General features: G+C 76.0%; 30 protein-coding genes. 22 read left to right on the top strand and 8 right to left on the bottom strand.

From position 1 onward, the window contains the following. Window positions 1-136 precede the first annotated feature (136 nt). Window positions 137-1,000, top strand: coding sequence for a F510_1955 family glycosylhydrolase (locus ACI79K_RS19405; RefSeq protein ID WP_456600537.1), 864 nt, complete (start codon window positions 137-139; stop codon window positions 998-1,000). A gap of 154 nt (window positions 1,001-1,154) precedes the next feature. Here ACI79K_RS19405 and ACI79K_RS19400 read toward each other — a convergent pair whose 3' ends face one another. Together ACI79K_RS19400 and ACI79K_RS19395 are read right to left on the bottom strand one after the other, a co-directional pair. Then, complete coding sequence (locus tag ACI79K_RS19400; protein ID WP_456589870.1) at window positions 1,155-1,598, bottom strand: DUF1707 SHOCT-like domain-containing protein; 444 nt, start codon at window positions 1,596-1,598, stop codon at window positions 1,155-1,157. Window positions 1,599-1,707: 109 nt separating this feature from the next. Next, a complete protein-coding gene (locus ACI79K_RS19395; protein ID WP_456600536.1) occupies window positions 1,708-2,871 on the bottom strand; it encodes an acyl-CoA dehydrogenase family protein in 1,164 nt (387 codons plus the stop codon). Between the two features lie 95 nt (window positions 2,872-2,966). Here ACI79K_RS19395 and ACI79K_RS19390 point away from each other — a divergent pair, with 95 nt between their 5' ends. The 10 genes from ACI79K_RS19390 to ACI79K_RS19345 all read left to right on the top strand — a co-directional run bounded on the left by ACI79K_RS19390 (window position 2,967) and on the right by ACI79K_RS19345 (window position 10,265). Next, window positions 2,967-3,545 carry a TetR/AcrR family transcriptional regulator gene (locus tag ACI79K_RS19390; protein ID WP_456600535.1) on the top strand — a complete coding sequence of 193 codons (579 nt, stop codon included), beginning with the start codon at window positions 2,967-2,969 and terminating at the stop codon, window positions 3,543-3,545. Continuing rightward, window positions 3,545-4,021 (top strand): GNAT family N-acetyltransferase, encoded by a 477-nt coding sequence (locus ACI79K_RS19385; RefSeq protein WP_456600534.1) that lies wholly within the window; start codon window positions 3,545-3,547, stop codon window positions 4,019-4,021. The genes ACI79K_RS19390 and ACI79K_RS19385 overlap by 1 nt, the downstream gene beginning before the upstream one ends. A 59-nt stretch (window positions 4,022-4,080) precedes the next feature. Further along, on the top strand, window positions 4,081-4,434 hold the full coding sequence (locus ACI79K_RS19380; RefSeq protein WP_456600533.1) for a hypothetical protein: 354 nt from the start codon (window positions 4,081-4,083) through the stop codon (window positions 4,432-4,434). A 111-nt stretch (window positions 4,435-4,545) separates the two neighbouring features. After that, a complete protein-coding gene (locus ACI79K_RS19375) occupies window positions 4,546-5,235 on the top strand; it encodes an RNA polymerase sigma factor (protein ID WP_456600532.1) in 690 nt (229 codons plus the stop codon). Next, complete coding sequence (locus ACI79K_RS19370) at window positions 5,232-6,275, top strand: hypothetical protein (protein WP_456600531.1); 1,044 nt, start codon at window positions 5,232-5,234, stop codon at window positions 6,273-6,275. Before ACI79K_RS19375 ends, ACI79K_RS19370 begins: the two co-directional genes overlap by 4 nt. Before the next feature lie 100 nt (window positions 6,276-6,375). After that, window positions 6,376-7,293, top strand: coding sequence for an aldose 1-epimerase family protein (locus ACI79K_RS19365; protein ID WP_456600530.1), 918 nt, complete (start codon window positions 6,376-6,378; stop codon window positions 7,291-7,293). Between the two features lies 1 nt (window position 7,294). After that, a complete protein-coding gene (locus tag ACI79K_RS19360; RefSeq protein WP_456589862.1) occupies window positions 7,295-8,017 on the top strand; it encodes an MOSC domain-containing protein in 723 nt (240 codons plus the stop codon). Window positions 8,018-8,022: 5 nt separating this feature from the next. Then, window positions 8,023-8,238 (top strand): RNA-binding S4 domain-containing protein, encoded by a 216-nt coding sequence (locus tag ACI79K_RS19355; protein ID WP_456589861.1) that lies wholly within the window; start codon window positions 8,023-8,025, stop codon window positions 8,236-8,238. A gap of 87 nt (window positions 8,239-8,325) precedes the next feature. Then, a complete protein-coding gene (locus ACI79K_RS19350) occupies window positions 8,326-9,507 on the top strand; it encodes a pyridoxal phosphate-dependent aminotransferase (protein WP_456600529.1) in 1,182 nt (393 codons plus the stop codon). Further along, on the top strand, window positions 9,504-10,265 hold the full coding sequence (locus ACI79K_RS19345; protein ID WP_456600528.1) for a nitrilase-related carbon-nitrogen hydrolase: 762 nt from the start codon (window positions 9,504-9,506) through the stop codon (window positions 10,263-10,265). The genes ACI79K_RS19350 and ACI79K_RS19345 overlap by 4 nt, the downstream gene beginning before the upstream one ends. Window positions 10,266-10,279: 14 nt before the next feature. Here the strand turns inward: ACI79K_RS19345 and ACI79K_RS19340 are convergent, their stop codons facing one another. After that, window positions 10,280-11,053 (bottom strand): DUF2382 domain-containing protein, encoded by a 774-nt coding sequence (locus ACI79K_RS19340; RefSeq protein WP_456600527.1) that lies wholly within the window; start codon window positions 11,051-11,053, stop codon window positions 10,280-10,282. Window positions 11,054-11,146: 93 nt separating this feature from the next. Then, the gene (locus ACI79K_RS19335; RefSeq protein ID WP_456600526.1) at window positions 11,147-12,112 is read right to left on the bottom strand and encodes an endonuclease/exonuclease/phosphatase family protein; all 966 of its coding nucleotides are present in this window, start codon (window positions 12,110-12,112) and stop codon (window positions 11,147-11,149) included. Window positions 12,113-12,175: 63 nt separating this feature from the next. On the opposite strand from ACI79K_RS19335, the gene ACI79K_RS19330 reads away from it, so the two are divergent. Beyond that, window positions 12,176-12,802: a CYTH domain-containing protein gene (locus tag ACI79K_RS19330; RefSeq protein WP_456589856.1), complete on the top strand. Its 627-nt coding sequence runs from the start codon at window positions 12,176-12,178 to the stop codon at window positions 12,800-12,802. Between the two features lie 150 nt (window positions 12,803-12,952). Then, window positions 12,953-14,302 (top strand): metallophosphoesterase, encoded by a 1,350-nt coding sequence (locus tag ACI79K_RS19325; RefSeq protein WP_456600525.1) that lies wholly within the window; start codon window positions 12,953-12,955, stop codon window positions 14,300-14,302. Between the two features lie 103 nt (window positions 14,303-14,405). Here ACI79K_RS19325 and ACI79K_RS19320 read toward each other — a convergent pair whose 3' ends face one another. After that, the gene (locus tag ACI79K_RS19320; RefSeq protein ID WP_456600524.1) at window positions 14,406-14,978 is read right to left on the bottom strand and encodes a TetR/AcrR family transcriptional regulator; all 573 of its coding nucleotides are present in this window, start codon (window positions 14,976-14,978) and stop codon (window positions 14,406-14,408) included. Window positions 14,979-15,129: 151 nt separating this feature from the next. On the opposite strand from ACI79K_RS19320, the gene ACI79K_RS19315 reads away from it, so the two are divergent. The 3 genes from ACI79K_RS19315 (at window position 15,130) to ACI79K_RS19305 (ending at window position 16,759) form a co-directional block, all read left to right on the top strand. Beyond that, on the top strand, window positions 15,130-15,870 hold the full coding sequence (locus ACI79K_RS19315) for a GntR family transcriptional regulator (RefSeq protein WP_456589853.1): 741 nt from the start codon (window positions 15,130-15,132) through the stop codon (window positions 15,868-15,870). 31 nt (window positions 15,871-15,901) lie between these two features. Beyond that, complete coding sequence (locus tag ACI79K_RS19310) at window positions 15,902-16,342, top strand: SRPBCC family protein (RefSeq protein ID WP_456600523.1); 441 nt, start codon at window positions 15,902-15,904, stop codon at window positions 16,340-16,342. Window positions 16,343-16,486: 144 nt separating this feature from the next. Continuing rightward, window positions 16,487-16,759 carry a GlsB/YeaQ/YmgE family stress response membrane protein gene (locus ACI79K_RS19305; protein WP_347058774.1) on the top strand — a complete coding sequence of 91 codons (273 nt, stop codon included), beginning with the start codon at window positions 16,487-16,489 and terminating at the stop codon, window positions 16,757-16,759. A 33-nt stretch (window positions 16,760-16,792) separates the two neighbouring features. Here the strand turns inward: ACI79K_RS19305 and ACI79K_RS19300 are convergent, their stop codons facing one another. Further along, entirely contained in the window at window positions 16,793-17,446 is a 654-nt protein-coding gene (locus ACI79K_RS19300; protein ID WP_456589851.1) for an MBL fold metallo-hydrolase, read from the bottom strand. Window positions 17,447-17,529: 83 nt separating this feature from the next. Here ACI79K_RS19300 and ACI79K_RS19295 point away from each other — a divergent pair, with 83 nt between their 5' ends. Further along, the gene (locus ACI79K_RS19295; protein WP_456589850.1) at window positions 17,530-17,748 is read left to right on the top strand and encodes a hypothetical protein; all 219 of its coding nucleotides are present in this window, start codon (window positions 17,530-17,532) and stop codon (window positions 17,746-17,748) included. Window positions 17,749-17,842: 94 nt separating this feature from the next. Here the strand turns inward: ACI79K_RS19295 and ACI79K_RS19290 are convergent, their stop codons facing one another. Then, window positions 17,843-18,619, bottom strand: a complete 777-nt coding sequence (locus tag ACI79K_RS19290; RefSeq protein WP_456589849.1) for an enoyl-CoA hydratase-related protein — start codon at window positions 18,617-18,619, stop codon at window positions 17,843-17,845. A gap of 335 nt (window positions 18,620-18,954) precedes the next feature. On the opposite strand from ACI79K_RS19290, the gene ACI79K_RS19285 reads away from it, so the two are divergent. After that, a complete protein-coding gene (locus ACI79K_RS19285; protein WP_456600522.1) occupies window positions 18,955-20,565 on the top strand; it encodes a protein kinase domain-containing protein in 1,611 nt (536 codons plus the stop codon). Next, window positions 20,562-22,097 carry a protein kinase domain-containing protein gene (locus ACI79K_RS19280; RefSeq protein WP_456600521.1) on the top strand — a complete coding sequence of 512 codons (1,536 nt, stop codon included), beginning with the start codon at window positions 20,562-20,564 and terminating at the stop codon, window positions 22,095-22,097. The genes ACI79K_RS19285 and ACI79K_RS19280 overlap by 4 nt, the downstream gene beginning before the upstream one ends. Before the next feature lie 4 nt (window positions 22,098-22,101). On the opposite strand, the gene ACI79K_RS19275 is transcribed toward ACI79K_RS19280, so the two are convergent. Continuing rightward, window positions 22,102-22,797, bottom strand: a complete 696-nt coding sequence (locus tag ACI79K_RS19275) for a hypothetical protein (protein WP_456600520.1) — start codon at window positions 22,795-22,797, stop codon at window positions 22,102-22,104. A 144-nt stretch (window positions 22,798-22,941) separates the two neighbouring features. Between ACI79K_RS19275 and ACI79K_RS19270 the strand changes: the two genes are divergently transcribed. The 3 genes from ACI79K_RS19270 (at window position 22,942) to ACI79K_RS19260 (ending at window position 25,346) form a co-directional block, all read left to right on the top strand. Continuing rightward, a complete protein-coding gene (locus ACI79K_RS19270) occupies window positions 22,942-24,225 on the top strand; it encodes a competence/damage-inducible protein A (RefSeq protein ID WP_456589845.1) in 1,284 nt (427 codons plus the stop codon). Between the two features lie 219 nt (window positions 24,226-24,444). Continuing rightward, the gene (locus tag ACI79K_RS19265; protein ID WP_456600519.1) at window positions 24,445-24,660 is read left to right on the top strand and encodes a hypothetical protein; all 216 of its coding nucleotides are present in this window, start codon (window positions 24,445-24,447) and stop codon (window positions 24,658-24,660) included. Next, window positions 24,624-25,346 carry an acyl-CoA dehydrogenase family protein gene (locus ACI79K_RS19260; protein ID WP_456600518.1) on the top strand — a complete coding sequence of 241 codons (723 nt, stop codon included), beginning with the start codon at window positions 24,624-24,626 and terminating at the stop codon, window positions 25,344-25,346. The genes ACI79K_RS19265 and ACI79K_RS19260 overlap by 37 nt, the downstream gene beginning before the upstream one ends. The last annotated feature ends 42 nt before the right edge of the window (window positions 25,347-25,388 follow it).

Raw genomic sequence — 25,388 nt, 5'->3', positions numbered from 1 at the left:
TTATTTTTTTTATTGTGTGGGGGGGGGGGGGGGGCGGGGGGGGGCGCGGGGGCCCCCCCCCCCCCCCCCCCCCCCCCCCCCCCCCCCCCCACCTCACCCGCCCGATCCGCCTCTGCACCACCCATGGAGTTCCACCATGCCCACGCGCCGCACCGCCCGTACCGCCCTCGCCGGCGCCGCTCTGCTCACCCTGCTCACCGGCTGCGCCCCCACCGGCACACCCGCCGCACCCGCGCCCGGCGACATCACCGGCACGCTGCCGGCCGCGCACGTGCACGCCGTCGCCGTCGACCCGGGCGACGGTGCACTGCTGCTGGCCACCCACGAAGGGCTGGTCACCGTCGGTGACGACGGCCGGCCGGCAGCCGTCGGCCCGGTCATCGACCTGATGGGGTTCACCGTCGCCGGCCCCGACCACTACCTGGCCTCGGGCCACCCTGGGCTGCGCACCGACCTGCCCAACCCGGTCGGGCTCATCGAGAGCACCGACGGGGGTGAGACCTGGACGCCGCTGTCGCGCACCGGCGAGTCGGACTTCCACGCCCTCACCGCCCTGCCCGGAGGCGGTGCGCTGGGCTTCGACGGAACGCTGCTGCGCACCACCGACGGCACCACCTGGGAGCAGCTGGCCATCCCGGCCGAGCCGCACACGCTCACCGCCGCCCCCGACGGCCAGGTGCTGGCCACCACCGGTGCCGGGCTGCTGCGCTCCACCGACGCCGGAGCGACGTGGGCGCCGGTAGACGGGGCTCCGCTGCTACAGGTGGTCACCTGGCTCGGTGACGGCACGGCCGCGGTCGGCATCACACCAGACGGCGCGGTGTGGACCAGTACCGACGCCGCGGCCAGCTGGACCCACCGCGGGCATCTGGACGCGACGCCGGAAGCGGTGGCCGCGACCACCGTCGACGGCGACGTGCGCGTCCTCGTCGTGGCCGACCACGGCCTGCTGGAATCCACCGACGGCGGCGCCACGTTCACCACGCTGTTGTCGGCCTGAGCCCCGGCGCGGGTCAGCCGGTCGGTCAGTCGCGCAACGCCGATCCCTCGAACTCCGGAACGGGCCGGGTCCGCCGTGCCGGGCGCGGTCCTCGCCTCCACCGACGGCGGGACGACCTTCACGGAGCTGTACCGCGGGGTGTGACGAGCCCCCGTCAGCCGGGGAGCCGGCGGCGTCCCCGCTCCCCCAGGTGGCCCATCAGCAGGAAGGCACCCCAGGGGACGATCACCCAGAACGGCCAGAAGTACAGGAACTCGCCTGCGGCGATCGAGGTCACCGCCCAGATCGCCAGCACGAGCAGCGCCGTGCTCGACCACGATCCCCAGGCCTGCCGGCCGTGTGAGAACCCGTGGCGCGTGGCGCCGGGCGTGCAGGGGCTCGTGCCCGCGGGAACCGGCGCCGGTGCGGGCCGGGCGGGTGCGGCCGGCAGGTCGGCGGTGAGCTCGGCCAGCTCACCGAAGGTGCGGGCGGCGTAGGCGCGGGCGAGGCGCTCGTCGTACTCGGCGACGGTGAGCCGGCCCTCCGACATGGCGTGCCCGAGCGCGGTGGCGACGGCGGCGCGGTCGGAGTCGGCGGCGCGCAGGTAGGGCTCGGGCACGGTGCTCTCCTCGCTCGGGGACACCAGTCTGGTCCGGCGGGGCGGGCGTGGACCACTGACAGCTGTCACCGGTTCCACGTGGAACCCGTCAGCTGCGTGGAGGCGCGGGTCAGCCCGCCGGCGGGGCCGCCTGGGCGGTGAGGTGGCGGCCGATGACCATGCGCTGGATCTGGTTGGTGCCCTCGAAGATCTGCATGACCTTCGCCTCGCGCATGTACCGCTCGGCCGGGTGGTCACGGGTGTAGCCGGCTCCGCCCAGCACCTGGACGGCGTCGGTGGTCACCTTCATCGCCGCGTCGGTGGCGACCAGCTTGGCGATGCTGGCCTGCCGGGAGAACGGCTTGCCGGCGTCCTTGCGGCGGGCGGCGACCAGGTAGGTGGCGCGGGCCGACTCCACGGCTGCCGCCATGTCGGCCAGCAGGAAGGCCACGCCCTGGTGCTCGGCGATCGGGCGGCCGAACGCCTCTCGCTCGACCGCGTAGGCGACGGCGACGTCGAGGGCCGACTGCGCCAGCCCCACGGCGACGGCGCTGATGCCCAGCCGCCCGGAGTCCAGCGCCCCGAGGGCGATCGCCATGCCCCGCCCGGGCTCGCCGACCAGCCGGTCGGCGGGGATCGGCACGTCGTCCAGGCGGATCGCCGCGGTGGTGGAGCCGGTCAGGCCCATCTTCTCCTCGGGCTTCGCGGCGCTGAACCCGGGCAGGTCGGGCGTCAGGTGGAAGCAGGAGACGCCCCGGGGTCCGTCCGCGGGCGTGCGCAGGAACGTCGAGTAGAAGTCGGCGTGCCCGCCGTGGGTGACCCACGCCTTCTCGCCGCGGGCGACCCAGCCGTCGTCGGTGGCGGTGGCCGTGGCGCGCATCGCGGCGACGTCGGAGCCGGCATGCGCCTCCGACAGCGAGTAGGCGCCCAGCAGCCCGCCGCCGACCATCTCGGGCAGCAGGTCCCGGCGCTGCGCCTCGGTGCCGAAGTTCGCGATGGGGGAGCAGGCGAGCGTGTGCACGCTGATGCCGAGGGCGACGCTCGCCCAGCGGGCCGCCAGCTCCTCGAGCACCTGCAGGTAGACGGCGTAGGGCTGTCCGCCGCCCCCGACCTCCTCGGGGAACGGCAGGCCCATCAGGCCGGCGTCACCCAGCAGCCGGAAGACCTCGCGGGGGAAGCGCTCCTCCCGCTCGTACGCCGCCGCCTTCGGCGCGAGCTCAGCGTCGGCGATCTCCCGGGTGAGGGCCAGCAGGTCCTCGGCCTCGGGCGTGGGCAGCTCGCGCTCGACGGCCACGGATCTCCTCCGGAAGGTCGGGGAACAGTACTGCTGACCGTACCGCAGTACTGTTCTGCGACCAGGTCCATGCTGGCCCGCCGGGAGGAGGTGGCATGGAGACCGCTGAGGGGCGGCTGACCCGTCGCCAGGCCGAGCTGCTCGACCAGCTCGAGGAGGTGTTCCTCGCCGAGGGCTTCGCCGGGTTCACGCTCGAAGACCTCGCCGTCCGGCTGCGCTGCTCGAAGAGCACGCTCTACGCGCTGGCCGGGAGCAAGGAGCAGCTGGCGCTCCGGGTGATCCGGCACTTCTTCCGCAAGGCGACGGCGGCGGTCGAGGCGCGCACCGTCACCGAGGCCGACCCCGCCCGGCGGGTGACCGCCTACCTGACCGCGGTCGCCGCCGCCCTCGCCCCCGCGGGGCCGGCCTTCCACCGGGACCTGGACGCCTTTCCCCCGGGGCGGGAGATCTACGAGCGCAACACCGCCCTGGCGGCCGGGCGGGTGCGCGAGCTGATCGCCGAGGGCGTCGCCCAGGGCCGGTTCCGCGAGGTGCACCCGGCGCTGGTTGCCGACACGGTGACCACGCTGATGCTGCGCATCGGCCGCGGCGACACCGGGCGCGCGACCGGCCTGGACGACGCGACGGCCTACCGGGAGCTGGCCGCCCTGCTGCTGCACGGCATCACCTTGTGATGATCTCCGCCGTGCGGGTGGAGGAAGCGGCGTGGGACGACGCCGACGTGCGACGGCTGACCACCGACCAGCAGACGGAGGTCCGCGCCCGCTACGGCGGCAAGGAGGAGCCGGGCACCCACCCCTCCGCGGCCGACGTCGCCGTGGTGCTGCTCGCCCGCGACGACGACGCGACGCCGCTGGGTTGCGGGGCGCTCCGGGCGCTCGGCGACGGCGTGGCCGAGGTGAAGCGCATGTACGTGGTGCCGGCGGCACGGGGCCGCGGGGTGTCGAAGGCGGTGCTCGCCGGGCTGGAGGACGCCGCACGCGCCCGGGGGTGGACCAGCCTGCGGCTGGAGACCGGCCCACTACAGCCGGAGGCGATCGGCCTCTACTCGGGCGCCGGGTACCGGCCGATCGGCGCGTTCGGGGACTACGTGGGCGACCCGGACGCGGTGGACTCGCTGTTCTTCGCGAAGGAGCTCGACGCGACCTGAGGCCGTTCGGATACCGGCCGGTCCCCTTCCTCGCGGCCGCGCTGTGTGAGGGTGGAGCCATGCGCATCCGGGAGCTCGTCCTGCTCGCCGCCGTGGCGACCGCTCCGCTCGGCCTCACCGCCTGCGGTGGCTCCAGCGTCGAGGACTTCTGCGACCAGTACCTGGCGACCGCCGAGATCGAGCCGGAGGACGGGGAGGAGGCCCGGGAGGTGCTCGAGGACCTGGCCGACAGCGTTCCCGACGAGGTGGACGAGGTGCAGGAGGCCGCCCGGTACATGGCCGAGAACTTCCCTGCCGCTGGCGACCTGGACAGCGCGGTCGCGGAGGGGCAGCTGGGCGAGGAGGAGCTGACGGAGTTCCTCGCCGCGGCGGACACCGTCAGCGCCTATGGCGACGAGAACTGCCAGGGCTGAGCGTCGGCGACGTTCCCGCGGGATCGCCGGCGTTCCCGGCGGCGGGGAGGCGACCGCGGTCTCCCGGGAGGAAGCCGTGAACCGGATCCGCCGCTCCGGACATCAAGGGATGTGACCACTTCACCGATCGCGGCCGGATCACCACCGGCCGTGACCCCGACGGCGCTGCACCGGTCCGCCGGTCCACCCGCCGAACCCCCGCGGCTGCGCGCCCTGCCCGACTCGCTCCCCAGCGACGCGGAGCTGATCGCCCGGTCGGTCGACGACCCGGCGGAGTTCGCCCCGCTGTTCGACCGGCACGCTGCCACGGTGCACCGCTACCTGGGCCGCCGGGTGGGGGAGCTGGCCGATGACCTGCTCAGCGAGACGTTCCTCATCGCCTTCCGGCGCCGGGCGGCCTACCGGGCCGACCACGTCGAGGTCCGGCCGTGGCTGCTGGGCATCGCGACGAACGTCGTCCACGGGCACGTGCGCACCGAGCAGCGCCGCTACAAGGCGCTGGCCCGCGCGGCCGCCGAGCCCGAGCGGCCCGGCGACGACCCAGGGGACGCCGCCGGCCGGCTCGACGCCGAGGCGCTGCGCGGCCCGCTCGCCGCGGCGCTCGCCGGCCTGAAGCCGCGCGACCGCGACGCCCTGCTGCTGCTCGCCTGGGGCCAGCTCGGCTACGAGGAGATCGCCGCCGTCCTCGACGTCCCCGTCGGCACGGTGCGGTCCCGGCTGCACCGCGCTCGCCGCCAGACCCGCGCCGCGCTCGGCGGCGTCCTCCCGCTCGACCCGACCTCCGAGGAGGAGGACCGATGAACGACGTGACGCTCCTGCGCGAGGCGGGCCCCGCGGCGCCGCCGCTCTCCCCCGCCGCCCGCTCGGCCGCCCGCGCCGCGCTGCTCGCCGAGATCGAGGGGCCGGCCCCCCGACGGGCGCGCCGGCCGAGCCGTAAGGCCACCCTGCGCATCGGGCTGGCCGCCGTCACGGTGGCGGCGGCCTGGGTCGCCGCCGTCGTCATCGCCGCGCCCGACGGGCCGGGGACCCCGGCAGAGAGCGTGACCCTGGTGGACTTCCGGATGCCGACCTTCCCGCTGTCGCTGGAGCCCGAGCCCGTGGGGATGCGGCCCGGCTTCACCGGGGACGGGGAGTCCGCCGGCTTCGCCGAGTACGACTCCGCGGACGGGGCCGACCGGTTCACCGTGGGGGTGCACGGGGACGAGCCCGACGGGTGGGAGGACTCCTTCGAGCACGTCGACGTCACGGAGCGCTCGCAAATCAGCGTCGACGGTGTGTCCGCCGACCTGGTCCACGGGACCCGGGACGTGTACTGCGACGACGGCCTGACGGTCTGTGGGCGCGAGCGCTTCGCCGAGCTCCTCTGGGAACGCAGGGACGACCAGTGGGTGACGATGACCGGTGAGGGCCGGTACAGCGCGACCGCCGACCTGGTCGCGGTCGCCGAGTCGCTGGTCGATCGGCCGCAGCGGGCCACGCTCGCCGCCGAGCTCGCACCGCTGGGCTGGTCGGTGCAGTTCTACAAGATGGGGCGGGTCCTCACCCTGGTGAACGACGCCTACGAGCAGCAGACGATCACGGTGCACGTGCCGCTGCCGGAGGACGTGTCGCCGCTCGCCGAGGTGCGCGCGAACCTCATGGGTCCGGTGGGGCCGCAGCTGGAGGTGGTGGTGCAGGGCCGGCCGGCAGCTCTGGTCCGGGTCGACAACGGGCCCAGGGACCGGGGCTGGTTCCTGCAGGCGCAGTTCGAGGACGGGACGACCTTCACCCTCCAGGTGCCCGACGCGTTCACCCAGGAGCAGGTCCTGCAGTTCGCCGAGCAGGTGACCTACCACCCCTGAGCCCACGAGATCTGCACACCGGCCCCCGTCGACGGCCCGATGGGGGCGAGTGTGCAGATCTCGCGGGGGCAGCGGGGCGGCGATGTGGTGAGCTGAGCGCATGCCCGACACCTGGCCCACCAGCGACCGCACCGAGGTGGAGCTCACCGCCGGCGACGCCCGCCTCGCCCTGGACCTCCGCGGCGGGACCCTTCGCCGGCTCGCGGTCGGGGATTGGGAGGTCCTCGACGGCTACCCGGCCGGGCAGGTGCTGCCCGGCTGGCGCGGCGCGACCCTCGCACCCTGGCCGAACCGGCTGCGGCACGGCCGGTGGAGCTGGCGCGGCGAGGAGCTCCAGCTCGACGTCCGTTCGCCCGACGAGCCGCACGCCATCCACGGCCTGGTCGCCTGGCAGCCGTGGACGGTGCTGGCGGAGGCGGACCGGTCCGTCACGGTCGGGACGACGGTGGAGCCGCACCCCGGCTATCCGTTCCGCCTCGCCGTCGCGGTGGACCACACGCTCGACGCCGACCGGCTCACCTGCACGCTCCGCGTCCGCAACACCGGCGACCGGCCGGCGCCGTTCGGCGCCGGTTTCCACCCCTACCTCTCCGTCGGGGCCACCCAGGACGGCGGCATCGGCGACGCGGAGGTGGAGCTCCCGGCCCGCACCGAGCTGGCGCTGGACGGCGGCCTGCCGACGGGGGAGCGGCGGCCGTTCGACGGCGCCGTCGGCCGGATCGGCGACCGGGCGCTCGACGTCCCGCTCACCGACCTCGACCGGGACGACCAGGGGTGGTGGCGCGTGCGGCTGCGCGGCGCCGCGGGGGAGCTGCTGCTCTCGGCCGACGCCGCCTGGCCGTGGCTGCAGGTCTACAGCGGCGACACCCTGCCCGAGGGCCAGTGGCGGCGCAGCCTCGCCGTCGAGCCGATGACCTGCCCGCCCAACGCGCTCGCCGACGACGTCGACCTGCACGTGCTCGAGCCGGGCGCGGAGTGGGCCGGCACCTGGTCCCTCGCCTGGACGCCGGCGGGCTGAGATGCGCGTCGCGGAGCTCTGGCGCTACCCGGTGAAGTCGCTGCAGGGCGAGCGGCTGGCCGAGGCGGAGCTCGGCCCGCTCGGCATCAGCGGCGACCGGCGGTGGGCGCTGTTCGACCGCGACACCGGCTTCGGCCTCACCGCCCGCCGGGTCCCCGAGCTGCTGTTCGGCGCGGCCCGCGTGCGCCCGGACGGCGGGGTCCAGGTGGTGCTCCCCGACGGAACGGTCACCGCCGACGAGGCCGTGCTCTCCGACTGGCTCGGCCGCCGGGTGGAGCTGCGGGCGGCCGGGGACGACGACACCGTCCCCACCTACGAGTCGGCCGTGGGCGACGACGAGCCCGATCCGAACGAGTGGCGGCAGTGGGAGGGCGCCCCCGGCCCGTTCCACGACAGCCCTCGCATCCGGCTCTCCCTGGTCTCCACCGGCACGCTGGGCACCTGGGACCGCCGCCGCTTCCGGGCCAACGTCGTGCTGGACGGCGCCGGCGAGGACGCGCTGCGCGGCACGGAGGCGGACCTGGGCAGCGCGCGGCTGCGGTTCGGCACCGGCATCCCGCGGTGCGTGATGACCACCCGCCCGCAGCCCGGCGGCATCCCGCGCGACACCTCGGTGCTCAAGACGGTGCACCGCGAGCGGGAGGGGCTGCTCGCCGTGCGGGCCGCCGTCCTCGCACCCGGGCAGGTCCGGGTCGGCGACGAGCTGCGCCGGACGGCAGACTGACGACCGTGCGCACCGTCGATCTGCGTCCCGACGAGGACAGCATCCGGCTCGGCCAGCTGCTCAAGCTGGTCGACGCCGTCCCCACCGGCGCCCAGGTCAAGGACGTGCTGCTCTCCGGCGCGGTGACGGTGAACGGTGAGCCGGAGGACCGGCGCGGCCGGCAGCTCCGCTCCGGCGACGTGGTGGCGATCGAGGGCCACGAGGACGTCCGCATCGCCTGAAGAAGGACCCCCTGCCCCCCGCGACTCGCAGGCTCGCCGCGGGACCCTGCAGGGGGCCGCGTGGAACCGACCCGGGAAAGGAGCCGCATGACCGCACCGCTGGCGTCCCGGCTGCGCGGTTTCGGGACGACGATCTTCGCCGAGATGAGCGCGCTCGCCGTCGCCACCGGGTCGATCAACCTGGGTCAGGGCTTTCCCGACTACCCCGGCCCGGCAGAGGTGCTCGACGCCGCCCGCGCCGCCATCGGCACCGGCGCCGACCAGTACCCGCCCGGCCCGGGCATCCCCGAGCTGCGCTCCGCCGTCGCCGAGCACCGGCAGCGGTTCTCGGGTGGCACCTACGATCCCGACACCGAGGTGCTGGTCACCGCCGGCGCGACCGAGGCGCTGGCGGCGGCGATCCTCGCCCTGCTGGAGCCCGGCGACGAGGTGGTCCTCTTCGAGCCCATCTACGACAGCTACAGCGCCTCGGTCGCCATGGCCGGCGGCGTGGTGCGCCCCGTCCCGCTGCACGCGCCCGCGGACGGCTCGGGCCCCTGGGTGTTCGACGAGGCGGAGCTGCGCGCCGCGATCACGCCGCGCACCCGGCTGCTGCTGGTCAACTCCCCGCACAACCCGACCGGCACGGTGCTCACCCGCGACGAGCTGGCCGTGCTGGCCGAGCTCGCCACCACGCACGACCTCACGGTCGTCACCGACGAGGTCTACGAGCACCTGGTGTTCGACGGCGCGGAGCACGTCTCCCTCGCCACGCTGCCCGGCATGCGCGAGCGGACGCTCGTCGTCTCCAGCGGCGGCAAGACGTTCAACGTGACCGGCTGGAAGGTCGGCTGGGTCTGCGGCCCGGCTCCGCTGGTGGCCGCCGTCCGCACCGCCAAGCAGTTCCTCACCTACGTCAACGGCGGGCCGTTCCAGCCCGCGGTCGCCGCGGGGCTGCGGCTGCCGGAGGCGTACTTCACCGGTATTGCCCGCGACCTGCAGTACCGCCGCGACGTCCTGGTGGCGGGGCTGCGCGAGGCCGGGCTGCCGGTGATCAGCCCGCAGGCGACCTACTTCGCCACCGTCGACGTCCGCGGGGTGCAGCCCGACGGCGACGGGCTCGCCTTCTGCCGGGCGCTGCCGGAGCGGGCGGGCGTGGTCGCCGTCCCGACCGTGGTCTTCTACACGCCCGAGCACGCCGCCCTCGGGCGGCACCTGGTGCGGTTCGCGTTCTGCAAGAGGGATGACGTGCTCGGCGAGGCGGTCGAGCGGTTGAGGAGGCTGGCATGAGGGTCGCAGCGGTGCAGCACGACATCGTCTGGGAGGACCGGGAGGCGAACTTCGCCCGGCTCGCCCCGCAGGTGGCCCGGGCGGCCGCCGCCGGCGCCGAGCTGGTGCTGCTCACCGAGACCTTCTCCACCGGGTTCTCGATGACGCCGGGCATCGGGGAGCCCGAGGACGGGCCGTCGGCGGCGTTCCTCGCCGCGCAGGCCGCCGAGCAGGGCGTGTGGGTGGGCGGCAGCTGCCCGGAGATCGCGCCGGGGGAGCAGCTGCCCTACAACTCCTTCGTCCTGGCCGGGCCGGACGGCGGGACGCACCGCTACCGCAAGCTGCACCCGTTCAGCCACGGCGGCGAGCACGAGCGGTTCCGCGCCGGCGACGGGCCACTCACGGTGACCATCGGGGGGCTCAGGATCACCCCGTTCATCTGCTACGACCTGCGCTTCGCCGACGTCTTCTGGCGCGCCGCCCTGGAGACCGACCTCTACGTGGTGGTGGCCAACTGGCCGGCCGCCCGGCGCCTGCACTGGCAGACGCTGCTGCAGGCCCGGGCGATCGAGAACCAGGCCTACGTCGTGGGGTGCAACCGGGTGGGCACCGCCGGGGACGGCACCGAGCACACGGGCGACAGCCGGATCGTGAACCCCATGGGCGAGCTGCTGGCCACCGCCGCCGGGACCGAGACCCTCGTGCTCGCCGACGTCGACGCCGCCGAGGTGGCTGCCACCCGCGACCGGCTGCGGTTCCTCCCCGACCGGCGCGGCTGAGAGGCCGGCGGCCGTCAGCTCCGGGGCGTGCCGTCCTGGTCGACGGTGATCTGCTCGCGCAGCACCTGCTCGGTGACCGTCTCCCGGCCCTCCACCACCTCCGTGCGCAGCCGCACCCGCTCCACGGGCACCACCTCGACACCGAACACAGGACGCTCGGCGTGCAGCACGATCTCGTCCGGCAGGCCCGTCGCGGCGGTGTCCTCGGGCACCAGCGACTCACCGGAGTGGGCGGCGTCCCCGGCCGCCGCGGTGCCGTCCAGCGGGATCTCCTCCAGGCGGATCTCCTCGCGCCGGATGGGCACCGTCACCTGCACCTCCTCGGTGACGACGTACTTGACCAGGCGGACCCGCCGGTCGGCGACCCGCTCGGTGTCGACCCGCAGCCGTTCCTCGCTCCGCGTCATGGCGCCGTCGGTCGGGGTCGCGGCGTCGTCGGGTTCCCGGTGGCGCCCACCGCCGGTTCCCGCGCCCCGCGCCTCGTCGATGCCGTAGTGGCGCCGCAGCTCGGCCTCCTCGCCCGGGTCGAGGTGGTTCCCGCCGACGGCCGGGGCGCTCGTCACCGCCTCCGCGGTGACCGGCAGCCGCAGTCGGCCGTCCTCCCAGGAGGCCTCGCGGGCGGGCACGATCGAGTGCCGGGTGCCGAACAGGCCGGTGGTCACCGCCACCCAGGTCGGCTCACCGGTCCGGTCGTCGACGAAGAAGTGTTCGACGGTGCCCAGTTTGTCGCCACCGTCGCCGTAGGCGGTGCTGCCGATCGCTTCCGCGACCTGGTGCTCGCTCAACATGGGTCGGCTCCCTCCATGCGGCGCGCCCGGTCGCGCGTCCCGCCGTACAAGGCTGCCCACCGGGCGGGGTCGGTGAACATCGGCTGCCGCGCCTCAGCCGCCCGGCACCACCAGGTCGACCACCACGGACCGGTGATCGCTGCCCCGCACCGGGACGAAGCCGCAGCCGGCGACGGCGAGTCGCGGATCGACGAGCACGTGGTCGAGGGCCAGCCGGGGGACCGGGACCCGCAGCGGCCGCCAGGTCCAGGTGTGCCCCACGCCGACGGCGCGGGCGGCGTCCAGGTACCCCAGCCGCAGGACCGCGCGCAGCGCCGCGTGGTCGAGCGTGGCGTTGAAGTCGCCGGCGAGCACCCGCAGCACCGCCGGATCGGGAGCCGGCAGGGCGGCGAGGTCGGCGGTCCAGGCGCGGACGGCGGCCGGTGACGTCGCCGGGGGCACGGCGTGCACCGCGGTGATCTCGAGCGCGGGCCCCGCGCCGATCGGCAGCCGGACCGTCGGCTGCTCGAAGCCGCCCGGCACGGCTCCGCGGCCGTCGACCGGCAACCGGCTCCAGACGCCACCGGAGGCCGCCGCGACGCTGCCCGGCCGGGCGGGGATGACGTGGGCGTGCGGCAGCAGCTCCGCCAGCCCGGCGGCGGTCAAGCGCCCCTCGGCCTCCGGGGTGAGCTCCTGCACCGCCAGGACGTCGACCCCGTGCCGGCGGACCAGCTCGACGACCGGCTCGGCGGGGACCAGCCCCCGGCGCAGGCTCACCGTGGCGATGCGCACCCGTCGCCCCGTCGGCGGGTCGCCGGCGGGCGGCCTGCCCCGGTGCGAGCGCACGGCGGCGCCGAGCGTGGCGCCCGCCGCCGCGGCGAGCAGGGTGCCCGCCCGTGACCGGGCCCGCACGGCCGCGACCAGGGGGACGACGGCGGCGGCGGCGGCGTACGGGGTGAACGCCAGCGCGGGCACCAGCGGGAAGCCCCGCTCGGCGCCGGCGCGGCGCAGCACCGCCCACACCGCCCACGGCGTGGCGGCCGCGACGGCCCACCGGGGATCGGGATCGGTCCGGGCCATGGCGGTCACGCTAGCCAGGGCGCCGGTGGGCCGCCGCCCCGGTCGGTGCCCTACGGTCGGGCCGTGGTCGCCGAGCAGCTCGAGATCGAGCGGAAGTTCGACGTGGACGAGGCGTTCGTGCCGCCGTCCCTGGACGCGGTCCCCGGCGTCGCGGTCGTGGACGCCCCGGTGGTCCACCAGCTGGCGGCGGTCTACCACGACACCCCGGACCTCCGGCTCGTGCGCGCCCGGGTCACCCTCCGCCGCCGCACCGGGGGGCCGGACGAGGGCTGGCACCTCAAGCTCCCGGCGGACGGGGCCCGCCGGGAGCTGCACGCGCCGCTGGCGCACGGCACCGACGTGGCACCGGCCGAGCTCCTGGAGGTGGTCGCCGGGCTCCTGGCCGGGGAGGTGCCCGGGCCGGTGGTGACGATGCGCACCCGGCGGGTGGTCACCGCGCTGCGGGACGCGGCCGGCCGGGTGCTGGCCGAGCTCGCCGACGACACGGTGACCGCGACGGTGGCCGCGACCGCTCCCGGCGACGTCCCCGAGGTGCGCAGCTGGCGCGAGCTGGAGGTCGAGCTCGTCGACGGCTCCGAGCCGATCCTGGCCGCCGTGGGCGACGTGCTCGTCGCCGCCGGCGCCCGCCCTTCCCCGCGGGCGTCGAAGCTGGCCTCCGCGCTCTCCTCCCGGCTCGACGGCACCGGCTGATCCCGCTCCGGGAACACCCCGGCGTCCTCCGTCGTCCATCCTCTGCACCGGCGTGCATCGACCCGGTCCCGCCGTGCTCCCCGATCCCGCCGGAGGTCCGCCCTGTCCCTCATCGGTCTGCTGGGCTTCGGGACGGTCGTCCTGCTGGCCGTGGGGTTGCTGCACGCCTACCTGTGGCTCCGGCTGGTCCGGAGCACCACCGAGCCCGGCCGCCTGCGCCGCTGGCTCACCCTGCTCACCGTCCTCCTGGCGGTGTCGCCGGTGGCGGCGTTGCTGTCGCGCGGCGTGCTGCCGCTGGACGCCGGCACCCCGCTGAGCTGGATCGGCTACAGCTGGCTCGGCATCGCCCTCTACGCCGTGCTCGCGCTGCTCGTCCTCGAACCGGTGCGGCTGGTCGGGAACGCGTTGATCAGCAGGCGCAGCGGGGGAGCTGTGCGCCAGGTCGTCCCGAGTGGGGCGCGGAGCGAGGACGCAGCGGCTCCGCCCGACAGGGGGACGCCACCTGGCCGCGGTGCGGTTCGTGCGGACGGCGAAGGGCAGAGCGGTGCCGTCCGGGCGGACGGCGACCTCCTCGCCGACGCCCCCGCCGACGCCCCCGCCGATGCTCCGGCCGACGCCCCTGCCGACGTCCCGGCCGACGCCCCTGCCGACGGCATGGGGCGGCGGCTCTTCCTGGCCCGCGGCCTCGCGGTGACCGCCGGAGCGGTCGCCCTGGGCACCGCCGGCACGGGCGCCTGGTTCGCCAACTCCGCGCCGGTGGTGCGGCGGGTGCCGGTCACCCTGCGGGGGCTGGACCCGGCGCTGGACGGGCTGCGGATCGTCACCTTCTCCGACGGCCACCTGTCGGCCACCTACGGCGGACGGCGGTTCGAACGGGTCGTGGAGCTGGTCAACGAGCAGCGGCCGGACGTGGTGGCCATCGTCGGCGACCTGGTCGACGGCGACGTCGACGAGCTGCGGGAGGACGTGGCCCCGCTGGCGGACCTGGTCAGCGAGCAGGGCGTCTACTTCGTCACCGGGAACCACGAGTACTTCGTCGACACCCGGGCCTGGATGCGGCACCTGCCGACCCTGGGCGTGGACGTGCTGCGCAACGAGCGGGTGGCGATCCGCCGCGGCGCCGCGTCCTTCGACCTCGCCGGGATCGACGACCGGACCGCGGCGGCCTCGGGCCTGCCCGGCCACGGCGCCGACCTGGACGCCGCGCTGGACGGGCGCGACGACGCCACCCCGGTGGTCCTGCTCGCGCACCAACCGGTGATGGTGGAGCAGGCGGCCGCGGCCGGCGTCGACCTGCAGCTGTCCGGGCACACCCACGGCGGGCAGCTCTGGCCGTTCGACTACGCCGTGCGGCTCGACCAGCCCTCCGTGGAGGGCTGGTCCCGGCACGGCGACACCCAGCTGTACGTCTCCTCGGGCGCGGGCTACTGGGGCCCGCCGATGCGCATCGGCGCCCGGCCGGAGGTCACGGTCGTGGAGCTGCGGGCGCCGGGTCGCTGAGCCGGCGCCGAGCCCCCGGTTCGGTGGGTGCGGCGGGCATGTCGAGCCGCGCCGTGACGCGGCGGGACGTCCGGTGCAGCGGCTCGACCCATGCCGAACGGGGTCAGGCCCTGGAGAGGGCGTCGAAGGCCTCGGTCAGGCACCCCCCGAGTTCCCGCTCCCCGTCGCTGTCGGCCCACACGAGCATCCCGGTGGTGAACGCGGCGAGGTGGGCACTGGCGATCACCAGGTCCGACGACCGGACGGGCTGATCGCCGGCGCTGGCCTCGGCGACCATCGTGGCCGTCATCCGGTCGAACTCCCCGGCCCGGTACCGCAGCGCGGGGCTGCCGGCGATGATCCGCCAGCGCGCGAGCAGCTGGGCCCGCTCCCCGTCGTCGAAGCTGGTCAGCGAGTTCACCGCCGCCTGTCGGATCCGCGCGCCCAGCGGCTGGTCGGCCGGCTGGGCGGCGATGAGCTCGGCCACCTGGTGCGGCGCGAGGAGGGCCATGATCAGGTGCTCCTTGCTCGGGTAGTGCGCGTAGAAGGTGGGCACCGACACGCCGGCGGCGGACGCGATGCGGGCGATCGGCACCTGGTCGTAGCCCTCGTCCTCGAACAGCCGCAGCGCCACCTCGTAGATGCGCAGGTGGGTGGCCCCCCACCTGCGCCTGCGCCAGTCGGGTGAGTCCGTCACACGGTGATCATCGACCGGTCACCCGGGTGGCTGCCAGCCGCCGTACCGGGCGACATCCCGGTGGGCCACGTGACGCACGCCACGACACGATCGATGTGACGTCTCATACGACATGACGACCAGACGTCTCCTCGGGCAGTACCTTTGTCCCGTGGTCAGCCCCGTAGCAGGTCCCAAGTACCTGTCGGTCCGCGAGCACCTGCGCCGCCGGGTCGCCGCGCTGCCCGAGCTCACGCTGCTGCCCCCCGAGCCGGTCCTCTGCGCCGAGTACGGCGTCAGCCGCATCACGCTGCGGCGCGCGGTCGACGGGCTCGTGGCCGACGGCCACCTCGTGCGGGAGCAGGGCCGGGGCACCTACGTGACCCGCCCGGCCATCCGGCACGAGTACCGCGAGAGCTTCGTGCACCGCATCGCGGGCTTCAACTCGGTCATGACCGAGCAGGGCGCGCAGGTCGGCACGACGGTGCTCGTCCAGCGGGTCGTGCCGGTGCCCGCCCCCGTGGCGACCGAGCTGAAGCTGGAGCCGGGGTCGGAGGTGGTGGAGCTGGTGCGGCTGCGCAGCGTCGACGGCACGCCCAACCACGTCGCGCACAGCTTCCTGCCGGCCGCCGCGTACCCCGGCGCGGTGGACGCCGACTTCAGCGAGGGCTCCCTCTACGACTACCTGCGCCGGGAGTACGCGGCCGACCTCGCCCACGCCCGCATCGTCGTGGACGTCGGCACCGCCGCCCCCGACGAGGCCGAGGCGCTCGGCGTGGTCGCCGGCTCCCCGCTGCTGGTCGTCCGGACCACCGTGCGGGACGGCGAGGGGCGCCCGCAGGTGCACAGCTTCTCCCGACTGCGACCCGACGTCAGCCAGGTCGAGTTCGAGGTCTCCGTGGGCGGCCGCTGACGTGCCGACGACCGCGACGGGCACCCGGGAGGTGCCGCAGCCTCGCGCGGAGGTCTGGCGCGCGCTGGCGGTGCTGGAGCCCTACTGCGCCGTCTGCGACGTCTCCTACGTGCTCGCCGGCACCGGGTCCCCCGGGGTCGGCACGACGTTCGTCTGCTCGCCCGGGCAGCTCGACGGCGGCGCTCCGCGATCGGGCGCGCCACGCGGGGAGATCGTCGCGTGGGAGCCGCTCCGGCGGGTGACCACGCGCCTGGAGCTCACCCCGGAGACGTGGACGACGGAGATCGAGCTCTCCGACACCGCCGCCGGCGGCACGCACGTCTCGATCACGATCGGTCACGAGCCCACCGGGGGCAGCCGGCTGGTCCGCCGGCTGACCCGCACCGCCGTGCGCCGGCTGGTGCAGCGGACGGTCGACGCCGAGCTGGCCAAGGTGCCCGCGCACGTGGCTCAGGCGGCCGCGGGCTCCTGACCGGGGAAGCCGTGCCGCTCGTTCGGGGGAATCACGCATCGTCGTGATCAACCGGGGTACAGGGCCTTGTCGTGCACCGGCGGCACGCTCGGCACCGTGCCGGGAGAACCGTGCTCGCCGGTCGAGCGAACTGAGGAGCTTGCTGTGGAAATCATCGGTCTGATCATCGCCGGGCTCATCATCGGCCTGCTGGGGAAGTTCGTCGCCCCCAGCACCCGGGACAACACGCCCATCTGGCTCACGCTGCTGTGCGGCGTCGGCGGTGTGCTCCTCGGCTACTGGGTGAGCGGTCTGCTGGGCGTCGAGGACACCGCCGGCATCGACTGGCTGCGGTGGATCATCTCCATCGTCCTGGCGGCGGTGCTGGTGGTGGCGGCGTCCACGCTCACCGGGCGCAACGACCGCGCCGTCCGCTGACCTGACCGCCGTCCCCGGCGGAGGCGGTCGGGTTCAGACCTCGACCGTCTCCCCGGGGGTCAGCCGGGCGACCGGCGTGGGGGTCCCCGGACCCCGCTCCCCGAGCAGCCCGCTCACCACACCGATCCCGGTGTCGTTGAGCAGCCCGTCGTGCACGGCGTAGGCCTGGTCGGCCCGCACCTCCCGCAGGTAGTCGATCACCTCGGCCGTGCGCGACCAGGGCGCGTGCAGCGGCAGGAGCAGCGTGGGGACGGGCGTGCCCGGCACGGTGAAGGCATCGCCGGGGTGGAAGACCTGCCCGTCGACGAGGAATCCGACATTGGCCACCCGGGGCAGGTCCGGGTGGATCTCGGCGTGCAGCTCGCCGTGCACCTGCACCTCGAACCCGGCGACCGTGACCGCGTCGCCGGCCCCGACCACGTGCACGCGGTCGCCGGCGCCCTCGAGCGCGGCCGCCACCGCCCGGTTGGTCCACACCTCGAGCGACGGGGTGGCGTCCAAGGCCGCCCGCAGCCTGTCGGCGACGAAGTGATCGGGGTGCTCGTGGGTGACCAGCACCGCCGTCGCACCGTCGAGGGCGACCGGGTCGGTGAAGGCACCCGGGTCGATGACCAGCCGCCGGTCGCCGTCGGAGAGGACCACGCAGGCATGCCCGTGCTTGGTGAGCTCCATGACCTGATCCTGCACCCGGCTCCTGCGGCTCACCCGTCGGGGTGAGGAACCGCGCCGCACCCGTCGCCCGCGCCCGCGCACCTGCCGACCTCCTCAGCATGATGCTGACGACCACCGCGTTCGCCGCCGCCCGCAGCCGCGCGCACGGTCCCACCGCCGCGCTGTGGCACGCCGTGGAGCTGCACCGGCCGCCGGCCGAGGTCGACAGCGCCTGCGAGCTCACCGTCTGCGGCTCGCTGGCCCGGGTCACCCCCGAGCAGCAGTGGCCGCTGCGGGCCTCCGACGTCTGCCCCGCCTGCGCCACGCTCGCCCGGTGACCCCGTCGCCGGGAACGGCGGCCCCCTGACGCCCTGCCGCCGGCCCGGCCCGCCCGCCCGGCGGCAGGTGCACTCCTCCCGCGGGCCGGCCGCCTCAGCGGCCGGTGAACCGCGGCGCCCGCTTGGCCAGGAACGCCTCGACGGCCTCGCGGTGGTCGGCGGACTGCCCCACCTCGTTCTGCAGCCGCCCCTCCAGGGCCAGCGTCTCCTCCAGCGAGTCGGTGGCGGCGGTGGCCAGCACCGTCTTCACCGCGCGGTAGGCCGCGGTCGGGCCGGCGGCCAGCCGGGCAGCCAGCTGCTGGGCCTCCGGCAGCACCTGCTCCGGTGCGACGACGCGGTGCACCAGCCCCCACTCCGCGGCGCTCTCGGCCAGGAACGGCTCCGGCAGCAGCAGCAGCTCCGCGGCGCGCGAGCCGCCCACGCTGTGCACCAGCCGCGCCGCCAGCGCCGAGTCGCTGGACAGCCCGATCCCCGTGAAAGCGGTGGTGAACTTGGCGCCGGCAGCGGCCACCCGGAGGTCGCCGGCGAGGGCCAGGCCCAGGCCCGCCCCGGCGCAGGCGCCGTTGATCCCGACGACGACGGGCACGCGCAGGCCGGCCAGCGCAAGCACCAGCGGGTTGTACTCCCGCTCCACCACCGACAGCGGCGCCTCGGCGCCCCCCTGCATCTCCGCGAGGTGCTCCCCGAGGTCCTGCCCGACGCAGAACGCCCGTCCCGTGCCGGTGAGCAGCACGGCGCGCACCGAGTCGTCCGCCGCGACGTCCTGCACAGCGGCCAGGAGGTCGCGGCGGGAGGCGTGGGTCAGCCCCGGGCGGAGCAGGGTGAGGGTGGCGACGCCGTCGGCGTCCTCCCGGGTCACGGTGTCGGACATCGTCGCCCGCCTTCCGGTTCGCGGTCGGCCGCGGCGCGGCCCTGTCGCCGGTCACCTTGCCAGGCCGCGGGCAGCGGGAGGCAGTCCCCCGGCCCGGACCCGGCGCCGGGGGATGCGTGGTGCCTCGTGCACGCCACGCAACCGGCGCGCCGACGAGACGGGTGGTGCGGGAGGGGCGGATGCGGCGCCGCGGGTCGGGTGGTGGACGATGATGCGCGTTCCGCGACGCGCCAGGCGGGTCGTGGAGCGGACAGGCGGGCGCGGGCGGCGCGCCGGCCCCGTGCGTTGACGCCACGGCCCGTGCGCACGGGCCGGACGGACGAGGAGTGACCCCCGTGGTGGAACCAGGACGCCGGTGCCTGGGTGACCGCTACGAACTGCAGCAGCTGATCGCCACCGGTGGGATGGGCCAGGTCTGGCGGGGGCTCGACGTCGCCCTGCACCGCCCGGTCGCCGTGAAGGTCCTGCGCAGCGAGTACACCGGCGACCCCACCTTCGTCGCCCGGTTCCGCGCGGAGGCCCAGCACGCCGCCGCGCTGAACCACCCCAACATCGCCGCCGTCTTCGACTACGGCGAGGAGACCGCCCGGGACGGATCCGGGGAGACCCTCGCCTACCTGGTGATGGAGCTGGTGGAGGGGGAGCCGCTCTCGGCGTTGCTGCGCCGGGAGGGCGCGCTGGACGCCGAGACGACGCTGTCACTGCTCGGGCAGACCGCGGCGGCGCTGGCGGAGGCGCACCGTCGTGGCCTCGTGCACCGTGACGTCAAGCCCGGCAACATCCTCGTCCGCCCGGACGGGACGGTGAAGATCACCGACTTCGGCATCGCCTGGTCCGCGCGCAGCGTCGCGCTGACCCGCACCGGGCAGGTCATCGGCACGCCGCAATACCTCTCCCCCGAGCAGGCCGAGGGCCGGCACGCGACCCCGGCCAGCGACGTCTACGCCCTCGGCCTGATCGGTTACGAGTGCCTGACCGGGCACCCGGCCTTCGACGGCGACAACGCCGTCACGATCGCCCTCAAGCAGGTGCAGCAGGAGCCGGAGCCCCTGTCCGGGGCGCTGCCCCCCGGCGTCCGGACGCTGATCGGCCGGGCGCTGGTCAAGGATCCCGAGGCGCGCTTCCCCGACGGCGCCAGCTTCGCCGCGGCCGTCGCCGAGGTCCGCGCCGGTCGGCAACCGGACCCGGGCACGGTCGAGGTCGGCGTGGTGCCGCGACGTCGCCGGGCGGCGCCGGCTCGCCGCGCCGGGGCGTCGACCACCGGCCCGCGGGCCACCCGCCCGCCGGTGGCGCGGCGGCGCGGCCGGCTGGCGGTCGTGCTGCTGCCGCTCATCGGCCTGCTGGCCGGCGCGGGGATCACCGCCACCCTGCTGCAGACCCTGACCCAGGGCAGCGCGCCGAGCACGGCCGCGGCGGCCGAGGAGCGCATCGCCGGCAGCATCGTGCTGGCCCTGGAGGACTACCTGGGCCGGCCGGTGGGCGAGGTCGCCGAGCGGCTGGCCGACCTCGGGCTGACGGTCACCGTCCGAGCCGAGACGCGCGACGACGTCCGCGCGGGCCGGGTGACCGGCGTGGAGCCCGCCGGCCGCCCGCTCCGTGCCGGCGACCAGGTGGTCGTGCGGTACGCCACCGCCCCGGAGCAGGGCGAGCGGCCGCGCGAGCCGGTGGTGACCGGCGCCGCCGTCGACCGCGTCGTCCCGCCGAGCACGTCGCGCACGGAGCCGACGACACCTCCGGCCAGCACCTCGGCGCCGACGGTGACGACGACGCCGCCGCCGCTCCCGGCGTCGCCCACCACGACCACCGGGCAGCCGGAGGAGACGAGCACCACGCCGACGACGACGCCGACGCCGACGCCGACGACGACGACGCCCACGACGTCGTCGCCCAGCCAGACGAGCGGGTCCCCCACTCCCCCCTCGACGAGCCCGTCCCCGGAACCGTGACCCCGCGGCAGCGGCCGCTGTCCCCGCGCCTCCTCGGTGGCCGCTACGAGCTGCTCTCGCTGCTCGCGACCGGCGGCATGGGTCAGGTCTGGCGCGGGCGGGACGTCGTCCTCGACCGGCCCGTGGCGGTGAAGGTGCTGCGCAGCGAGTACACCGGCGACCCCACGTTCCTGGCCCGGTTTCGCGCGGAGGCCCGGCACAGCGCCCTGCTGACCCACCGCAACGTCGCGGCCCTGTTCGACTACGGGGAGTCCACCGACACCGACGGCGAGGCGCTGGCCTTCCTCGTCATGGAACTGGTCGAGGGCGAGTCGCTGGCCGCGGTGCTCGCGCGGGAGGGACGGCTCGCGGTCGACCGCACGCTCGACGTGCTGCGCCAGGCGGCGGCCGGCCTGGCCGCGGCGCACGCGGCAGGCCTGGTGCACCGGGACGTCAAACCGGGCAACGTGCTGGTCGGTGCCGACGGGATCGTGCGGATCACCGACTTCGGCATCGCCTGGTCCGCGGCCAGCGCACCGCTCACCCAGACCGGGCAGGTGGTCGGCACCGCCCACTACCTCTCCCCGGAGCAGGCCGGTGGCAGCCAGGCCGGCCCGCCCAGCGACGTCTACGCGCTGGGCATGATCGGGTACGAGTGCCTGGCCGGGCACCGCGCCTTCGACGGCGACAACCCGGTGCAGATCGCGCTGCGCCAGCTCCGGGAGCCGCCGCCCCCGTTGCCCGCCGACGTGCCCGACGCGGTGCGCACGCTCATCGACCGTGCGCTGCTGAAGGACCCGGCCGAGCGGTTCCCCGACGGGGCCGCGTTCCGGGACGCCGTCGACGACGTGCGGGCCGGCCGGCCGCTGCCGCCGGTCGCTCCGCCGGTCGCGCCGCCGTCCGGCACGCGGCCCCTGGCCGCGCGGGCGGTCGCACCGCGGCCGCTGCGGCGCCTCCTCGCGCCTCTGACCGCGCTGGTGCTCGGCGCCGGCCTGGCCATCGCCGCCCTGCAGGTGTGGGGTGACGCCCCGGCGGATCCCGGTACGGGTACCAGCGACGCCGCGGAGCCGGTCCTGCTCGCCGCCGCCGACTTCGTCGGCCGGCCGGTCGTCGAGGTGGAGGGGGAACTGGCCGCCGCGGGCCTGGGCGTCCACCTCGTCGGCCGGGAGAGCGCCGCCGTCCCCCCTGACCACGTGCTGGCCCTCGCGCCGGTGGGTGCGGTCGCCCCGGGCACCGTCGTTACGGTCACCTACGCGGTCGCGCCACCGGAACCCGAGCCGGGCCCCGAGCCACAGCCCGCCCCGGCACCGGCCGACCCGGGCCCCGTGGTCCCCGCCCCGGTGCCGGTCGGGGCCGGGGCCGACGGCGCGCCCGCCGAGGCCGGCGGGAACGGCAGCGCGGGCGGGAACGGCAATGCGGGCGGCAACGACAACGCGAACGGCAACGGCAACGCGGGCGGGAACGGCAGCGCGGGCGGGAACGGCAACGCGGGCGGGAACGGCAGCGCGAGCGGGAACGGCAATGCGGGCGGCAACGGCCGGGGCCGCGGCTAGCGGATCAGCCGCGGGCCGGCGCCGCGTCCTCGGTCGGCCGGTGCTCCTGGCCCGCGGCCAGCCACAGCGCCCCGCCGAGAGCGCCGAGCGCGGCCGTGTGCAGGAAACCCCGGTCGGTGCCCGCGTCGGGCAGCACCACCAGCACCCAGAAGACCGCCAGGCCGCCGAGACCGCCGGCCGCCACCCGCCACCCGGTCCGGTGGTCCAGCCGCCGGCCGACGGGCAGCAGACCCGCGAACGCGGCCAGCCCCAGCACGACGCAGACCGTGGCGAAGGCCGACCACAGCGGGGTGGCGGACCAGGCCGGCTCCGTGCCGAAGCGCAGGAACAGGGCGAGCTGGAGCAGCACCAGGGACAGCGCCACCAGCCCGGCGCCGACGAGCGCCGTCCGGTCACGGGGGGCACGGGGGAGCTCGGTGGCGGCGCCGGCCGCCGGGGGAGGCGGGGCGCCGACGCCGGGCAGACCGGGGACGAAGTCGACCGGGCCGGTGGGCTGGGCCTCCCCGGCCGACGCGGCGGTCGGCGTGGTGGGCGGTCCGCTCGGCGCCGCGGGCGGGTGGACGGGAGCCGAGGGGGGCGGGAGCTGCTGCACCGTCGTCGGCGTGCCGGACGCCGGCGTGACCACCGGGATCTCCTGGGTCGACGACTGGGCGGGACCGGTGCCCGCGGTGGGGGACTGCGGTTCGGACGGCGTGCTCACGGGTGCCTCCAGGTCGGCTCCGGCGGGACCACCGGTCGGTGCGGTCGTCCCGCACGCTAGCGCCGCCCGGCCGGCCCGTCCGCGCGCCACCCGGGGGAACGGGCCGCACCTGCCGGAGCGGTCCGCCGCGCCTAGGGTCGATCCGTGGTCACGCGCGCTGGGATCGTCGTCACGGGGACCGAGGTGCTCACCGGACGGGTGGCCGATCGCAACGGTCCCTGGCTGGCCGAGCAGCTGCGCCGGCTCGGCGTCGACGTCGGGCACGTCGTCGTGGTCGGCGACCGCTCCGAGGACCTCGTGGCCGCGCTGTCCTTCCTGGCCGGCACCGGCGCCGACCTGCTCATCACCACCGGCGGGCTGGGGCCCACCGCCGACGACCTGACCGCCCAGGTGGTGGGTGGCTTCCAGGGCCGTGCCTCGGCGGTGGACGCCGCGCTGGAGCAGCGGATCGGCCGGATCGTCGAGCGGCTGATGGCCCGCCGGGGCTGGCGCGCCGACCCGGCGTCCACCGCGGCGGGGGTGCGCAAGCAGGCCCTGGTCCCCGAAGGGGCCACCGTGCTGGAGCCGGTGGGAACCGCGCCGGGCCTGGTCGTCCCGCCCGCGCCGGGCCGGACCGGGCCGCCGGTGGTCGTGCTGCCCGGACCCCCGGGCGAGCTTCGGGGCATGTGGCCCGCGGCCGTCGCCGCGGCTCCGACCCGGGCGGCGCTGGCGGGCGCCGCGGAGCTGCGGCAGGAGACCCTGCGGCTGTGGGGCACGCTCGAGGCCCAGCTGGCCGCCACGCTGCGCGAGCTCGAACCCGAGCTCGGCGGCCTGGAGATCACCACGTGCCTCCGGGACGGGGAGCTGGAGATCGTCACCCGCTTCCCCGCCGCGGCGCAGCCGGCCTACGACCGGTTCGCGGCCCGGCTGGGCGAGCGCTACGCCGACACGCTGTTCTCCACCGGCCCCACCCTCGACGAGCTGGTGGCCACCGCGCTCACCGAGCGGGGCCTGACGATCGCCACCGCGGAGTCCTGCACCGGCGGGCTGCTCGTCGCCCGCCTCACCGAGCGGCCCGGCGCCTCCGCCGCCGTGCTGGGCGGGGTGACGGCCTACGCCGACGGGGCGAAGGAGGCGCTCCTCGGGGTTCCCGGCGCGCTGCTGGCCGAGCACGGCGCGGTCAGCCCGCAGGTGGCGCGTGCCCTCGCCGACGGAGCCCGCGGGCGCTTCGGCGCCGACATCGGGGTGGGCATCACCGGCATCGCCGGCCCCGGAGGTGGCACGGAGACCAAGCCCGTCGGGACGGTCCACCTGTGCGTCGTCGGCCCCGAGGGGGTGGAGGCGCGCTCCCTCGCGCTGCCGGGCGGCCGATCGACCGTGCGGGAACGCTCCGTCACCATGGCGCTGCACCTGCTCCGCCGGCTGCTGCTGGGCGGCCCGGCGGCCTGACGCCGTACGCGCCGCCGGCCCGCCGCCTGCACGCTCGAGCAGCTCGCCGGCGGAACGGGGAGCACGATCCCGTGCCGGACCGGATTACGGTGCCGTCGCCCGGCCCGACGGCAGCTACCGGCTCACCGGGCACAAGTGGTTCACCAGCGCGCCGATGAGCGACCTGTTCCTCGTCCTCGCCCAGCTCGAGGAGGGGTCTCCTGCTTCCTCGTCCCCCGCGTGCTCCCCGACGGCACCCCCAACGTCTTCCGGCTGCAGCGGCTCAAGGACAAGCTGGGCGACCGCGCCAACGCCTCCAGCGAGGTGGAGTTCGACGGGACGACCGGGTGGCTGGTCGGCGAGCCCGGGCGGGGTGTCCCGGCGATCATCGAGATGGTCAACATGACCCGCTGGACTGCGTGCTCGGCTCGGCGGCCACGATCCGGGCGGCGCTGACGCAGGCGGGTCACCACGCCCGGCACCGGCACGCGTTCGGCGCGCTGCTGGCCGACCAGCCGCTGATGCAGAACGTGCTCGCCGACCTCGCGCTCGAGAGCGAGGCCGCCAAGGCGCTGGCCATCCGGCTGGCCGCCGCGGTGGACGCCGGCGAGGCGGCCTTCCTGCGGCTGGCGGGGGCGGTCGCCAAGTACTGGGTGTGCAAGCGCACCCCGGGGGTGGTCGCGGAGGCGATGGAGGTGCTGGGCGGCAACGGCTACGTGGAGGAGTCCGGGTTGCCCCGCCTCTACCGGCAGGCGCCGCTGAACTCCATCTGGGAGGGCTCGGGCAACGTCATCGCCCTCGACGTCCTGCGGGCGCTGGGGCGCTCCTCGGAGTCGCTGGCCGCCGTCACCGCGGAGCTGGAGCTGGCCCGGGGAGCGGACCGCCGGTACGACGACGCGGTCAAGCGGCTGTCGGCCGAGCTGGGTGACCGGGACGGGCTGCCCTTCCGTGCCCGGCGGATCGCCGGGTCGCTGGCGCTCTGCCTGCAGGGCTCGCTGCTGCTGCGCCACGCACCGGCCCCGGTCGCGGACGCCTTCTGCGCCTCTCGCCTGGGCGGAGAGTCCGGCGCGGTCCTCGGCACCCTGCCCGCCGGCACCGCCGTCGCCGAGATCGTCCGGCGATCCGAGGTCGCGGCTCCCTGAGGCGGGCTCCGGGCTATTACCCTCGGGGACGGCTCACGTGCT

The sequence above is a fragment of the Blastococcus sp. SYSU DS0616 genome (genome assembly GCF_054051015.1).
The sequence above is the reverse complement of the archived record's forward strand: the minus strand, read 5'-3'. Positions and strand labels throughout refer to the sequence as shown.